The 15,454-nt window shown below is 48.1% G+C and carries 11 protein-coding genes and 1 tRNA gene; 6 read left to right on the plus strand and 6 right to left on the minus strand.

Annotation, left to right across the window (positions count from 1 at the left end):
* Positions 1 to 18 precede the first annotated feature (18 nt).
* Together rho and coaE are read right to left on the minus strand one after the other, a co-directional pair.
* Positions 19 to 1,266 carry a transcription termination factor Rho gene (gene rho, locus PHQ97_02900; protein MDD4391682.1) on the minus strand — a complete coding sequence of 416 codons (1,248 nt, stop codon included), beginning with the start codon at positions 1,264 to 1,266 and terminating at the stop codon, positions 19 to 21.
* A gap of 340 nt (positions 1,267 to 1,606) precedes the next feature.
* Entirely contained in the window at positions 1,607 to 2,296 is a 690-nt protein-coding gene (gene coaE, locus PHQ97_02905) for a dephospho-CoA kinase (GenBank protein ID MDD4391683.1), read from the minus strand.
* Between the two features lie 143 nt (positions 2,297 to 2,439).
* Here coaE and PHQ97_02910 point away from each other — a divergent pair, with 143 nt between their 5' ends.
* The 6 genes from PHQ97_02910 (at position 2,440) to PHQ97_02935 (ending at position 8,049) form a co-directional block, all read left to right on the plus strand.
* Positions 2,440 to 3,807, plus strand: coding sequence for an HD domain-containing protein (locus PHQ97_02910; GenBank protein ID MDD4391684.1), 1,368 nt, complete (start codon positions 2,440 to 2,442; stop codon positions 3,805 to 3,807).
* A 205-nt stretch (positions 3,808 to 4,012) separates the two neighbouring features.
* Positions 4,013 to 4,687, plus strand: a complete 675-nt coding sequence (locus PHQ97_02915) for an adenylate kinase (protein ID MDD4391685.1) — start codon at positions 4,013 to 4,015, stop codon at positions 4,685 to 4,687.
* Between the two features lie 207 nt (positions 4,688 to 4,894).
* Positions 4,895 to 5,092 (plus strand): 30S ribosomal protein S21, encoded by a 198-nt coding sequence (gene rpsU / locus PHQ97_02920; protein ID MDD4391686.1) that lies wholly within the window; start codon positions 4,895 to 4,897, stop codon positions 5,090 to 5,092.
* Positions 5,093 to 5,165: 73 nt separating this feature from the next.
* The gene (locus PHQ97_02925) at positions 5,166 to 6,509 is read left to right on the plus strand and encodes a bifunctional folylpolyglutamate synthase/dihydrofolate synthase (GenBank protein MDD4391687.1); all 1,344 of its coding nucleotides are present in this window, start codon (positions 5,166 to 5,168) and stop codon (positions 6,507 to 6,509) included.
* 40 nt (positions 6,510 to 6,549) lie between these two features.
* Positions 6,550 to 6,625 (plus strand) — tRNA-Arg (locus tag PHQ97_02930).
* Between the two features lie 752 nt (positions 6,626 to 7,377).
* A complete protein-coding gene (locus tag PHQ97_02935; GenBank protein ID MDD4391688.1) occupies positions 7,378 to 8,049 on the plus strand; it encodes a hypothetical protein in 672 nt (223 codons plus the stop codon).
* An 8-nt stretch (positions 8,050 to 8,057) separates the two neighbouring features.
* On the opposite strand, the gene PHQ97_02940 is transcribed toward PHQ97_02935, so the two are convergent.
* The 4 genes from PHQ97_02940 to PHQ97_02955 form a co-directional block, all read right to left on the minus strand.
* A complete protein-coding gene (locus PHQ97_02940) occupies positions 8,058 to 10,127 on the minus strand; it encodes an NAD(+) synthase (GenBank protein ID MDD4391689.1) in 2,070 nt (689 codons plus the stop codon).
* 76 nt (positions 10,128 to 10,203) lie between these two features.
* On the minus strand, positions 10,204 to 10,986 hold the full coding sequence (gene hisF / locus PHQ97_02945; GenBank protein ID MDD4391690.1) for an imidazole glycerol phosphate synthase subunit HisF: 783 nt from the start codon (positions 10,984 to 10,986) through the stop codon (positions 10,204 to 10,206).
* Complete coding sequence (gene hisH / locus PHQ97_02950; GenBank protein ID MDD4391691.1) at positions 10,980 to 11,603, minus strand: imidazole glycerol phosphate synthase subunit HisH; 624 nt, start codon at positions 11,601 to 11,603, stop codon at positions 10,980 to 10,982. Before hisH ends, hisF begins: the two co-directional genes overlap by 7 nt.
* A 41-nt stretch (positions 11,604 to 11,644) precedes the next feature.
* Positions 11,645 to 15,442 carry an SIS domain-containing protein gene (locus PHQ97_02955; protein MDD4391692.1) on the minus strand — a complete coding sequence of 1,266 codons (3,798 nt, stop codon included), beginning with the start codon at positions 15,440 to 15,442 and terminating at the stop codon, positions 11,645 to 11,647.
* Between the last annotated feature and the right edge of the window lie 12 nt (positions 15,443 to 15,454).

The following is a 15,454-nucleotide window of genomic DNA, read 5'->3' on the forward strand; positions in this document are numbered from 1 at the left end:
TTTCAACCCCCTGTAACTTTATGCATTCATTGAATCGAGAAATTCTTTATTATTCTTGGTTCCGCTCATTTTATCAAGCAAAAACTCCATACTGTCTGATGTGCTGAGTGATGAAAGAAGTTTTCTGAGTATCCAGACGCGGTTGATCGTTTCTTCGTCGAGTAGCAGCTCTTCTTTCCGTGTACCGGATCTTTTGATGTCAATAGCCGGAAACATCCGTTTATCCGCAAGCCGTCTATCCAGCTGAATTTCCATATTGCCGGTTCCCTTGAATTCTTCAAAAATCACTTCATCCATTCGGCTTCCGGTATCTACCAGCGCTGTCGCAATAATCGTCAAACTTCCACCCTCTTCTATATTTCTGGCCGCCCCGAAAAACCGTTTGGGACGCTGCAACGCATTGGAATCCACACCACCGGAAAGAATCTTTCCGCTGGGCGGCATCACGGAGTTATAGGCTCTGGCCAGCCGGGTAATGCTGTCCAGTAAAATAACCACATCTTTTTTATGCTCCACAAGCCGTTTGGCTTTCTCAATTACCATTTCAGCTACCTGAACGTGACGTTCCGCCGGCTCGTCAAATGTTGAGCTAATGACTTCTGCCTTGACAGATCGCTCCATATCCGTCACTTCCTCAGGGCGTTCATCAATCAATACCACAAACATGACGACATCTTTGTGATTAGAGACAATGCTGTTGGCAATAGACTGAAGCATCATCGTCTTTCCGGATCTGGGCGGAGAGACAATAAGCCCCCTCTGGCCAAATCCGATCGGCGTCAGCAAATCCATCAGGCGGGTGGAATACTTATCCGGCAATGTTTCCAGATTCATTTTGACATCCGGATACAGCGGTGTAAGGTTATCGAACAGAATCTTATCCCTGGCTATTTCCGGGTCCTCATAGTTGACAGCCTCAACCTTTAACAGCGCAAAGTATCTTTCGGATTCTTTCGGCTGTCGTATCTGACCGGATACCGTATCCCCGGTTCTCAAATTGAATCGTCGTATCTGCGAGGGTGATACATAAATGTCGTCAGGACCCGGCAGATAATTATAACTCGGTGCCCTCAGAAACCCAAATCCGTCGGGCAATATTTCCAGTGTCCCCTCACCGAATATCAATCCGTCTTTTTCAATCTGCGCCTGAAGCAGTGCAAAAATCAACTCCTGCTTCCTCATCCCGGCAGCCCCATCAATTCTCAACTCTTTGGCCATCTGGTTGAGTTCACTGATTCTCATATTTTTAAGTTCGACTAAATTCATTAACGATTTACTCCGCTTCCTGATACGTTATGTTTTGTTGTATTGAACGTCAGACATCATTTTATGTCAATACGTATTTTTAATTGCTGCCAGAAAGCATTCATAAATACGCTCGAACGAGCCGCCAGAAAAATTCAACATACAGAAATAAAAAAATCTGCATGACGGCGCACATAAAAATGCATTTTGACTAAAAAAGCTGCCTTCTGGTTTTTGCCCTTATCAGGCGATAAAGGGATTAATCAGTGCTGGTATGGAGGAATATTTTGATTTACTGAAGAAGAAAATTTTGGGTATTCTCTCCAATTGACGGACGACAATTATTGTGAACACAACTATATTATGAAGTCACCCCTGTCAAGCACTTTTGATTCGAAATGATAAAATTTTGAGACAACTCATGATACAGATCATCGGCAGCCCGCTCAAGGGCCTCGATAGAACCGTTATTTTTCAAAATAAAATCTGCGCGTTGAAGTTTCTCCTCATCCGCCATCTGAGTGCGCGACAGCCCCAGCGCATCTTTCCGGGAAACTTTATCCCGATCAACCAGACGCCGCACCCTCACCTCGGCATCGACGCTGACCGACACGATCACATCGAATTTTTTTTCCAGATGCAACTCAAACAGCAACGGCACTTCAGCCACAATGAAGGGAATACCTGACTTTTCAGCATGGCTGATTTGAGCATCCATTACGCTGACAATTTCAGGATGAGTGGCCCGATCCACTTTTCCCCGGGCTTCCTTACTGTGAATGATGATATGGCGAAGCATCGCCCGATTCAGACTTCCATCTTCGCAAAGCACCTGTTTACCGAAATCCTCTACAATGGACAGATAAGCCGGCGACCCGACCGAAACAATTTCCCTGGCGATCTGATCGGCGCTGATAACTGTTGCGCCCAGCCGGCCAAATCTGCGGCATACAATACTTTTACCGGATCCGGCACAACCGGTTACAGCAATTTTCAAACTGCCTGATGGCATAATACGGATTGATTCAAGGCGTGCTTGACGATGTTTCATGAGTTGTATACAATCGCTTCTGATGGAATGTCAAAGCCGTACAGGTAAAAACAAAAACGGCCGAATGGGAACCAATTAAACCCGAGACTATCTGATATCATACATTTGATTGTGCGTAAACGGTTTACGAAAGCAAGCTGCATATGACGTTGTTCAATACCGGTATCCTCCCTAAAACGCCCGGCGCCTATCTGGTGGGGGGGTCTGTCAGAGATCTGCTCATCGGAAAAACCCCATCTGATTACGACATTGCCGTATTAAAAAATCCGGAAGAATATGCAAAAGACATCGCCATGAAAGCAGGTGGCCGGATTGTTCAAATAGGAAAACCGGGGAAAGTCATTCATCGCATTGTCACGAAGAAACACATTTTTGATATTGCTTCAATCAATGGCACCGGCATCGAAGATGATCTGAAGCAACGGGATTTTACCATCAATGCCATGGCATATTGCCTGAGTACCGATAAAATCATCGACTGTCTTGGCGGATTAAATGACCTTGATGCCGGATGCATCCGCATGGTATCCCCCACCATTTTTTTCAAAGATCCGATCCGGTTGTTAAGAGCTTATCGAATGGAAGCGCTGCTGGATTTTACCATCGAACCGGAAACAGAATCCGTTATTGAACGGGGCGCGGATTTAATCGCGTCGGCAGCCGGGGAACGAATTTGGAATGAGTATTTTAAAATCCTGAGCAGTCCCGAATCATACCGGTATATTCACCAAATGAATCGCGGCGGCCTGCTGAAGGAGATCTTCCCTGAACTTGCCGGACTGAAAGAATGTACCCAGAACCGGCACCATCTTCACAATGTGTTTATACACACGCTGAGAACGTACCATCATCTCGAACGGATGCTAAACGGCTCAGATCAATGCATACCCGATATGCTCATCCAGCACATCGAAAAAATGAACCCACAACGATCGGTACTGTTAAAACACGCTGCACTTCTGCATGATATCGGCAAGCCACTGACCCGAACCACTGATGAACGGGGGGATATACATTTTTATCAACACGAGAAAAAAGGTGCTGATATTTCTTATAATATAAGTAACAGGCTCAAACTGTCAACCCGCGACAAACAATTTATCGACACCATTATCCGAAACCATCTGCAGCCGCTCCATTTATACACCGCACACAAAAAAGGCGCTTTGACCCCAAAAGGGACCGTTCGTTTTTTTAACGTCTATGGAGATGGCATTTTTGATCTTCTCCTGCATTTTATCGCCGACACCAGAGGCAAGGGTGAGCCGGACGCACGGAATGTCTATCTGTTTACCGAACACCTGCTTCATCAATTCATGAATGAGTTTAAACCAGTCAAATCCCGCCCCCCCCTTGTGAGCGGAGATGATCTGATCCATGAAATGGGACTTTCCCCCTCCCCCCTGTTTAAAACCATTCTTGACCGGGTAGAAGAAAAACGGCTGTTGAACAAAATAACTTTAAAAACGGAGGCCATGGCTTATATCAAAAAAATCCTGAGCCAGAAATGACGCCTTTCAAATAAACATCGCTGCAGCAGTTATCGAAAACACGTTTATTTTTCCGGATACGTTACCACCGCACACATCCCCTTGACGAATGAAATCAACATTAGTATGGTAGCCAGCAATAAAAAACCCCATGGGGTTGATCTTCTACCGATACATATACCCCAGTGCGAACGACTCATAAAAACTTGCAAAAAAGGAGCAAGATATGAATATTTTATTTTTCGGCCCCAACGGCAGCGGAAAAGGAACTCAGGGGGCAATCCTGAAGGACAGATTCAATATTCCCCATATTGAATCCGGGGCCATTTTCCGGGAAAACATATCCAACAACACCCCTTTAGGCAAGCAGGCGAAAAAATATATCGAGCGTGGCGATCTGGTTCCCGATGATATCACTATTCCCATGATCCTTGAACGGCTTCAAAAAGATGACTGCCGAAACGGATGGCTTTTGGACGGATTCCCCAGAAACAGGCAACAGGCACTGATGTTGAACAAATCTCTCACCGAGGCCGGCATCAATATCGATATTGTAGTGGAAATACTTCTGGAACGTGAAACTGCAAAAAACAGAATAATGGGACGCAGACTTTGTATCAACGACAATAATCATCCGAACAATATTTATATCAAAGCCATCGAACCCAATGGGGACCGTTGCCGTGTCTGCGGCGGAGAATTGAGTACCCGGGCCGATGATCAGGACGAAAACGCTATCAATAAACGACATGATATCTACTACGATACTGAAACAGGAACGCTTTCATCGGCATATTATTTTAAAAAAATTGCCGAGCAGAATGCTGCAATCCGCTATATTACCGTCGATGGAAGCCCCAGCGTCTCTGAGGTAACCCGGAAACTTATTTCGAAACTGTAATCAGCATGCCGAGGCCTTCTTCTGTGAAGGGCATACTGTTTTTTAACTTTACTTTTTCACGCAACAGTTGCTATGATGAATTAATTCTTTTTTTCTTGTGTTTTATTAAATTGTAAGTTATAAATACTTTTTTAATAAATTATTGAATCAAATAACCATCGAAAATAATTGGCATTAATTTTGGTGGAACGAAAGGGGCGATTTTATTTGAAGGCTATTGAAGTGAGAGTTTTGGATAATGACCTTGAAAAGGCCATGAGGATTCTGAAAAAAAAGATTCAAAATGACGGCCTCTTCAAACGGTTGAAGTTGAAAAAAAATTACGAAAAACCAAGTGAATACAGGCGACGCAAACAGCGGGAAGCCTTGAGAAGACAAAGGATAGCCGCTTCCAGACAACGATAGATCAAAACCGTTTTATATAGTTTTTATAGAATGACCCGGCAGCAATCAATTGTATGCCGGGTTTTTTATAGCCATGACACAGCAGAAATCATACCACTATTGTCTTCAGGAAATGCTCCGGCTCAGGCGTTTTGGCATTAAGCTCGGGCTTTCGAAAATCAGAGACATCCTCAATGCGTTAGGAAACCCTCAAGACAGTTTCCCATGCATTCATATTGCCGGAACCAACGGGAAGGGCTCCATTGCGGCCAGTCTGTCCACTATTTTATCCACCTTCGGATATAAGGTCGGACTGTATACCTCGCCACATCTCGTCAAATTTAACGAACGCATACAGATCAACAACTGCCCCATCACGGATGAACGGGTGGTCGGCCTGTATCAGGAAATCAAAAGGGGCATCAGCGCTTCAGCCCCCCCCACATTCTTCGAATACGCCACTGCAATGGCATTTTATGAATTCAAAGCCCGGCAGGTTGACTGGGCGGTCATTGAAACCGGCATGGGCGGACGGCTCGATGCCACCAATATCATAAAAGAACCGGCCATCACCATCATTACAAACATAGCCCTGGAGCATCAGAAATTTCTCGGCAACACCCTTGCCGGGATAGCCGCCGAAAAGGGGGGAATTATCAAACCCGGAGTTCCGGTGATCAGCGGAGCCAGACAGAACACGGCAAAAAAAACGCTCCAGCAGATAGCCCGGGAACATGGCGCCCCTTTCCACCAATTCGGCCGCGATTTTAACGTCCGGCGTCAGCCGGATGGCACATTTAATTATTTTGGTATCGAACATATCTGGCGCCGACTTCAAACCGGGCTACCCGGTTCCCACCAGGTGGACAATGCCGCGCTGACCCTTTGCGCCTGCGAATTGCTAAAAAAACGTTCTGTAAATCTTGATGTCGAACAGATCACATCGGCGCTTCTCAATACGAAATGGCCAGGAAGACTGGAAATTGTTTCCAACGCCCCCCTGGTAATACTTGATGGCGCGCACAACCTGATTGCCGTAAAACAGCTGGCAACCTATCTGTCGACCTTGCAGGCAACCCGTTTTGCAAATCGAAACCTGACATTTGTCATCGGGATACTGGATGACAAACCGTACCGGTCCATGCTCAAATGCCTGCTGCCGATGGCCCGCAAGGTGATTTTAACCCAACCCGGGATCGATCGGGCCCTGCCTCCCGGGATCCTGCACGAATTTGCTTCCGGTTTCATTCCTGATGCCCGCGTTATCCCGAACGTCGGAGATGCGGTGGAATACGCAATCAAAACCGCTTCTGCTCAAGATATAATCTGCATTGCCGGCTCGCTCTATGTGGTCGGTGAAGCCAAGGAAAAATTTCAGCAGTTGCCCGAACTGCTGGCCGGAAATTTAATTTGCCCCGCCCCGGGTGTTCAGGCTTGACTTATACACAACGATGGTCTATTTTAATTTTTACGTCAATGCGCCCGTAGCCTAGCGGATAAGGCGTCAGCCTCCGGAGCTGGAGATCGCTGGTTCGAATCCAGCCGGGCGCACCATCATGAAATCAGGGACTCAGGTTATAATCTGAGTCCTTTTTTATTTTGTCACATTTTAAGCCCACCCACCCCTTTCAGAACTCAGAATAAACCCGCACAAAAAAAGTTGGAAAAAGATATCCTCTCTTGCAACTTTCTAACCTTGTTTATAAAATTTTTCTCAACCGACCCGTGCCGGTATCACATAAATGCGCTGAACAACGCAAAATATTCCGGGAATAAACACCTGCTATAGACATCGATTCCAATATCTTTTACCCCCCGATGTAATATCGATCATTTGGGCTTGATCATAACTGCGGCCACCATCTCACGGGGTCCGTCCCGCCCATTGCCGGCTTCTCCAGCACGATCCGGGGAATGCCGTGCCCATGAAGCTAAAGCGCAAAAACTCGGCAAGCCTCAAACAGTTTGCGCTTTTTAACGCTTCATGGCCCCGACATCTTTTCCCCGGATCGCGCCATGTCGTACGCCGGCAACAGGCGGGACTCCGAGGCTACGCACAGCAAAATATGGCCGCAGTTATGATCAAGCCCGATCATTTATAACCAGGCTTCCCTTGAGAGACCTTTTAACCGGAATAAGTTTCCGGCCGGATAGCGGACGCGGACGGGCTCAGAAATCCGTTTGCGGTTCGGGCATTCTCTTTTCAGTTGTTTGTTTATAATTGCTCTGATATTTTGGTGTTACATGAAAAAAATATGCCTGACCTATGGAGGTTGGTTTTGATTGCTGCAGGAGGTTTTAATAAAATGAAAAAAATCATATTCTTCTTGATAGCCGCGATATCGATTCTCGGTTGTGAAAAAAAGGGCCTTGAGCTTCATATCACGTTTGATCTGGTGCAGGGGTTGAAACAAACCGACAGCGTTATATTTCAGCAGAATAAAATCGGTAACGTGGTACGTGTCACTTATACCGATCAGGGGAATTATGCCGTGGATATTATCATTTCCGAATCGTTTTCAGCCGCGGCAACGGAATATTCCAGATTTTTAATTGTAACGGACCCGGCAGACGAGGCCCGGAAAGCAATAGAGATCATTCAAATACGCAAAGATGGCCGGATGCTGAACGATGGGGAAACCGTTGAAGGAAGCAGCCGTGCTTCGGCGATCATTGAGGAATTCAAAGATCGGGTGGAAACGGGGACTGAGGATCTTAAAAAAAGTTTTCATCAGCTGCTGGACGAATTGAGCCATATTCCGGAAAGCGAGGAGTTTAAATCATTTAAAAACGAACTGGATCAACTGATAAACGATCTGAAGCGTTCGGGGCAGTCCGCCGGTGAAAAATTTCAGAGGGATGTACTGCCACGCCTGCAACAGGAGCTTGAAACGTTTCGAAAACACCTTGAAGAATTAAACCGCCGGCAGGAGTCATCCCCGCCCGAAAATCGAAACGATGATGTCAAACAGCTGTAGCCGTATAATCAGTTTTCATCCCCGTCCGGAATGAGGCCGGCGTTTTCAAGCCAGGCCGTGGCCTCACTGTCACTGGGCGCCCGGTAGTCTCCTCGGGGAGACAGAGAGCCACCGGAACCTACTTTGGGCCCATTGGGCACACAGGAACGCTTGAACTGCGTGGCCTTGAAAAACCGGAACAGATACGCTTCCAGCCAGTGTTTAATGACGGGCAGGCTATATTCATTCCTTCGGTGTTCCGGAATGTCCGGCCATCTGCCCGCGGTTTTGTCCTTCCATGCGCAGTATGCCAGAAAAGCGACTTTGGTGGGCAGATACCCGTAGCGGGTGATATAAAAGTTGGTAAAATCATGAAGTTCATAAGGCCCGATGCTCGATTCGGTTTTTTGAGCGGGTTGATCACTGCTGTCCCCGGGAATCAGTTCCGGGCTGATCTCGGTTTCAAGGATATCCAGCAGCACCTCGGCGGCCTCGTCTCCAAACTGGCGGGTTTCAGCGACCCATCGGATGAGATATTGGATAAGCGTTTTGGGGACGCTGGCATTGACATTATAATGGGACATGTGGTCCCCTACCCCGTAGGTGCACCAGCCAAGCGCCAGTTCGCTCAGATCCCCCGTGCCCAGAACCAGAGCCTTTTTCAGATTCGCTATCCGGAACAGGTGAGCGGTCCGGTCACCGGCCTGAACATTTTCAAACGTAATATCATATACCTTCTGACCGGATGCGTAGGGATGACCGATATCCTTGAACATCTGCATGCAGCTTTCCCGGATATCAATTTCATGGGCCTCGACCCCGAGTGCCTGCATCAGTTTCAACGCATTGGTGTAGGTTTTGTTGCTGGTTGCAAACCCGGGCATGGTATAGGCTTTAATATTGGATCGGGGCAGTTTCAGCAGATCCATCGTTCGCGCGGCAACGATCAGTGCCTGGGTGGAATCCAGGCCTCCGGAAATGCCGATGACGATATTCTCCAGACCGGTTGAGGTAAGTCGCTTGGACAGACCCTGAACCTGGATATTGTAGGTTTCATAGCAGCGCTGGTTTCTCTTCCCCGGATCTGAAGGAATGTATGGAAACCGGGACGTTTCCCTTTCGAGCAGCAGGCGTTTTTCCGGGATATCCAACGAAAAGGAAACCGTTCGAAACCTTAAGACGATGTCGTGGTGTACCCGGCGGTTTTCACTGTAACTTTTCATTCTCATCCGATCCTGAGCCAGACGGTCGAGGTCGATATCGGCGAAAATAAGTTGCGGCTCCCGGGAAAAACGGTCGGATTGGGCCAGGAATGTTCCATTTTCATAGATCAGTGAATGGCTGTCCCAGGCCAGATCCGTGGTTGACTCCCCCAGTCCGGCGGCACTGTAAAGATAGGCGGCAATACATCGGGCAGACTGATTCAGAACCAGGTTGTGCCGGTAGTCGGCTTTTCCCACGGTGACATTGGAGGCCGAAAGATTACCGATAACCGTTGCGCCCGCCATGCAGGCAAAGGACGAAGGGGGAACCGGAACCCATACGTCTTCACAGATTTCTATGAAAAATTTAAAATGGCGGATATTGCTGACATCAAATATGAGGTTGGCGCCAAAGGGAATATGCGTCTGCCCGCAAAGATCAATCGTCGTTGACACAGCTTCCTGTGCCGGACAGAACTGCCTGGCCTCGTAGAACTCTCTGTAATTCGGAAGATAGGATTTTACGGCGACACCGAGAATGCTGCCCCGGCAGGCCACGATCCCGCAGTTAAAAAGAGACGAATCCACCTGAACCGGGGCGCCAAATACCAGGATCAGATCAAGGTGTTTTGTGGCTTTGAGCAGATCACAGATGGCCGCCTGTACCCGTTTCAGCAGGGCATCCTGATGGAACAGATCCTCATTGGAGTATGCGGATATGCCCAGTTCCGGGAAAATCGCAAAAATTGCATTGCCTTCAGCCGCCTGCAGCACCAGTTCGATGGTTTTGCGGACGTTGAATCCGGGGTCTGCGACCCTGACTTCCGGAGAGCAGACAGCAACCTTGATAAAACCGTGATGATACAGGTTGAAAAACGGATGCGCATTGATTTCCAAAATTACACTTCCTCAGTGATACAGCTATCAGGATATTTTCGATAAATCATTGCCGAAAGTTGTTTTACAGCCAACGTCAATAAATATCATCCCGGACCGGTATTCCTTCATCGGCCAGATACGCCTTGATCTGCCTGACCGTATAGTGGTCGAAATGGACCATGGATGCGATCAATGCAGCGTCCGCGTGAGCCGTCACGAATACATCTTTCAGGTGCCGGGGGGTGCCGGCGCCACCGGATGCAATCACCGGTATGGAAACGGCCGCTGTCATCAGGGACGTGACGGTCAGCTCGTATCCGTCACTGGTTCCATCTGCATCGATGGAATTGAGACAGATTTCTCCGGCCCCGAGGTCCTGCGCCTTTCTGGCCCACTGTATGGCATCGATTCCCATCGGCGTCCGTCCGCCATTAATCCACACTTCATACCCGGATGGTATTTCGGGGCGTTTGGGCACCTTTTTGACATCCATGCCCAGTACGACGCACTGGCTGCCGAATTCAAGCGCGCCTTGAGCAATAAGATCGGACTTTAATACCGCTGATGAATTGATGCTGATTTTTTCCGCTCCCGCGTTTAACACGCGGTGCATATCATCCAGGCTGCGGATTCCACCGCCCACCGAAAACGGAATAAATATATTTTTGGCAACTTCCGAGACCACATCGATCATGATATTTCTTCTGTCGGAAGATGCCGTGATATCATAAAATACCAATTCATCCACGCCCTGTTCGTAATAGGCCTTTGCCATGGCGACAGGATCGCCGATATCCATATTGCCTTTAAACTTGACGCCTTTGGTGGTCTGGCCGTCACGAACATCCAGACAGATAATAATTCGTTTGCTTAACATGGCGTTAACTTTCCGTCCCAGCCGCAAAAATTTTTCAGGAGTTGAAGCCCCTGGGGGCCGCTTTTTTCGGGGTGAAATTGAGTGGCGATTACATTGTCTCTGGCAATCACTGAAGCAAAGTCCATGCCGTAGTTTGTAGTGGCTATTACCTCCGAAGGGTTGTCCGGGTCCGGGTAGTAGGAGTGAACAAAATAAAATTGAGCCTTTGGGGGAATATGCGCCAGCACCGGATGCTGACGAACAGGGCAGATGGTGTTCCATCCCATATGGGGAACGACCCTTACCGTTTCAGGAAATTTTCTGGCCATGCCGGCAATGATGCCGATGCAACGGGTATTGCCGTTTTCCTCGCTTTTATCCAGTATAATCTGCGTCCCCAGGCAGATGCCGAAAAACGGGGTGCCGCACTGCACCACTTCCCGGATAACCTGATCCAGACCCCGCGAGCGGATGACTTCCATGGCCTTTCCGGCGGCACCGACCCCGGGAAATATGACCCGCCGGGCGGCAAGGATTTCTTCAGGTACGCAAGTGATCTTACAGGGCACGCCCAGATAGGATAAAGCCCGCTGAACCGATGTCTGGTTTCCTGCTTGATAATCGATAATGGCAATCATGGGTTGTTATCTTTACGTCCTTTAAATCAAGTCAATAGCGTTTAATCTTTGTGATTGCCCTTGTTCAGGGAATCAATGATAGAGGATGTGATTTGGTCAATGGATCCATCGAGAAAAAATTCGATGGAAAAGTTTTTGAGATAGTTTTCATTCCATGGCAGATTGTACTCGTTGATCACATCCCGAATAGCGTTTACTTTATCGCCCAGAACGTCGATTTTTTCCGCCACACTCATATCCTGCCTGAAATGAACATGCATCAGCAGCAAATGGCTGATTACGTGGCGATCACCTATCAGCGGGATAATGACAATGGGGGCCTTGTCCGATTTGCCAAGGCCGGCATAAATATTCCCGATATTGACGATGGTTTTCTTGGTGCCTTTCAGCGGGCTGTTTTGAGTCACCCGTGACTGAATCTGAAAGGAAATACCGCTTCGGTCGGAAATGGATATCGTCGATATGTCCACGGGTTTGCCGTTTTCGTCCAGGTTGTCGATGTCATATAACGTGTAACCGGTTATGTCGAAAATGGCTTTTTGAATTCTTCGGATCTGGACGCCATTTCTGCTGCTTAAGTTTTCCAGAGAAAAATTGAGTTCTCCCAGGAAGTCAAACACAATTCCCTTCGGTATCTCCACCTTTCTGCTGGTTCCCACGGTAACGGTTTTGGCCTGATGTTTGATGGCATCGATGGGTCTTGACAGCTCATCAATGGCGCGGCCCAGACAGATATCCAGCATATCCAGCGGGGAGGAGGACGTTCGTTTTTCCTTGAAGTCTTCCCAGAAATCTTCAAGCGGCATCTTTCCGGCCGCGTATTTCAACAAAAGGGTCATATCCGATGCGACGTCGATACCCAGTGATGAGAAAAACATCCGCTGTCGTCTGGCTTTAAATTCCGATGAGAATTCATTGATGATATGGGCCAGGCCGGGATCGGTGATTTTTTCAAACACGGAAAGCTGCCTTTCATCCAGTTCGTGTGTTGCTGCAGACAGTTTTCGCCTGAATTCACGGAAAAAATTACCATCGTCATCGATGCTGCAGGCGGCATAGTAGCCCCAAATATGTCCGGCGAGCGTATTCATGATCACCGATATCGGAAAATTTGCCCGTGGTACCTGAATGACCGAATCGGCAATCAAATCAAATCGAGATTCTCGGTTGTCGGCAATGACAACCGCGGCGGCTGAATGCGCCTTGAAGATATCCACATCTTTTTTGATATCTTCAATCACCAGCTCGGGCGTTCCTGCCGCACATACCACGATCAGCGGTTCGGAAGACAGATCGATGTGTTTTTTATCTTCGACAATATCCGAAGAAATCGTTTTATAGCACAATTCACTGAGTTTGATTCTAATTTCATCGGAGGCCACCTTGTTGGGGCCGCTGCCCACAACTGCCCAGTATTTCTTCTGTTTCACGATATCCCAGGCAGATGCCCGGATGGTCTCTTTTTGGGCGATGACCCGGTTCATTTTTTCAGGGGCCTGCTGAAGTTCTTCCAGTTTACGGGCAATGAGACAGTCCGGCATGGTGCCCAGCAACTGCGCAAAATACAGAGCAAGGATATAACCGGCGGTGATCTGGGAGTAAAAGGCTTTGGTGGACGCCACGGACATTTCAATATCGCGTCCGTCACTGGTATAGAACACGCCGTCCGTGACATTGGTGATGTCGGATTGCCGCCGGTTGACAATGGCAATCAGCAGCGCGCCTCTTTCTTTAGCCAGCGCTACGGCCCTGTTGGTGTCGGTGGTGGTACCCGACTGGGTGACGGCAATGACCAGCATGTGACTGAGATCATCCTCAAGCGAAAATCCGCTGAGTTCAGAGGCGGTTTTGGATTCAACCGATATATCGCTTCCCTTGAGATACTGCAAAAAGGATTCGGCGATTGCCTTTCCGGCTATACAGGCCGTGCCCTGACCGATGACAAAAATTTTCCGGATTTTTTTTCCTGACAGCCCGGACTTAATGGATTCAGGAATAATATCGTCTCCCAGATTAAAGACCACCCGGGCCCCTTCAGTTTGAGAACAGGTGAGTTGATATTTGCCTCTCAGCGTTTTTTTTACCGACATCGGCGCTTCCAGAATTTCTTTCAGAAGAAAATGAGGGTAGCCTTTCCGATCGATATCTCTGGTGGTGATTTCCGCTTTCCGGATCAGCTGATCGGTGATTCGGATGGGATGGTTGTCATAATAACAGGCGCTGATGCTGTTTTTACTGTTTTCGGATTCTCCGCTCAGAATAAACAGCTGCCCCCGGGTTGAGGGGTCGCCTTTGGTTCGCTCGGTTTCGCCATCCATTTTAATAAAATGCGGGGTCAGTTCCACCAGGCCGTATAATTCCGAAGAGAACATGTACTGGTTTTTACAAACGCCGATATAAAGGGACTGCCCGCTGCCCCTGATGGCAAGAAAAACCTTTCCGGGCTCCAGATTGCTCTGAACGGCAATGGCATGAGAGCCTTTGAAATCGTTTAATGCCAGGCGAAACGCTTCTTTCAGATCATAGCCTGCAAAAAGGTAATGCTCGATCTGAAGCGGGATGATCTTGGTATCGGTAGTGAGTTGATCACTGACCTGAACCGAATGGCTTTTTTCAAAATTTGTTTTCAGCTCGACAAAGTTGTCAATATCGCCGTTTAATGCCGCATGAATGGACCAGCTGCCCGGCCCGTAACAGGGATAGGTTACCGATAGGGGCTGTGAATCCGATGGCTCGCCGGTTTGTTTGTCCGGCTGGGGGAGTGCCGCGCCAATCGTGTAATTATTGATCGGATGACAGTTCTCATTGGTAATCGATCCGACGGAAGCCCATCGGGTATGCGCCATGTATATATCAGATGTGACAGGTTCATTGACAGCCGCCTGGAGAATTTGATCCGATCGAATCCGGCTTCGAATATAGGCGGTGTTTTCCCCCAGCTTACCTGTGACAGATGCTTTCTTATAGATAAATGTCAATGCACCATGGCCGCGGGCGAAATCGGATATATGGATAGAGCCGGACAGAAGGTCTCCGGGACGGCTTCTCTGTGTCAGCTCCTCCAGCAATCCGTTTGCGTTCAATGACTTTTTTAACGTTTCAAGGGCGTTGACTGATTTCATGTCCAGTGTGATCTGCACTCCGGCAGAGTCTCTTCCGCGGACTTCCAGCCGGTCAATCGAGTTGAGCAGCAGATTCATTTTGCGATATTTTCTGAATCCTTCCCTTGATATCTGTTCGGAATTTTCCATGCCGGTCAGGTACCTGATATGTTCCAGGTTGGAAAGAATATCCTGGTCCAGAGCCCACACGCAGTCTTTGAGCCGTGTCAGGGACGCATTGATCTGTTCCATTTCGCTGGTGGAATACCGGGTGGCATTTTGTTCGATCAATGCGTCTTCCGAATCGAGAAATGCCTGTTGGGCGGTCACAAGATCAGATAGAGACTGTGCGTCTGCTCTCTGGAAAAAAAGCTGTTCCAGATATAAATCCTGTTTCAGATCGATGATAAACGTCTCGAGCGCCTCAAGGGTTTTCCACCCGTCAAGATAGCTGGCCAGTTTCTCTGAGCCATCTATCAGTGAGGCAATCCCCTTTGCCTGAATACGGTTAAATTGGCGTGAGAGGCTTTTAACAATCTGAAGATCCGATTCATGGCCGGTAGCGATCGTAATGATGCCGGCAAGACCGCAGCAGAGCATGTTCGGCTGGATCGGAAACAGGATGATCGATTTTTTCGGCAGCAGCCGGGGATTTTTACCGATAAATACCCTGTAGCTTCTGATACCATTCAATGCATTAAAGAAGGAACGTTTCAGGAGATTAATGAGCTCTGGCATGTCCGTACCTTT

The organism is Desulfobacterales bacterium (assembly GCA_028704555.1).
In the GTDB taxonomy this organism is placed as follows: Bacteria; Desulfobacterota; Desulfobacteria; order Desulfobacterales; family JAQWFD01; genus JAQWFD01.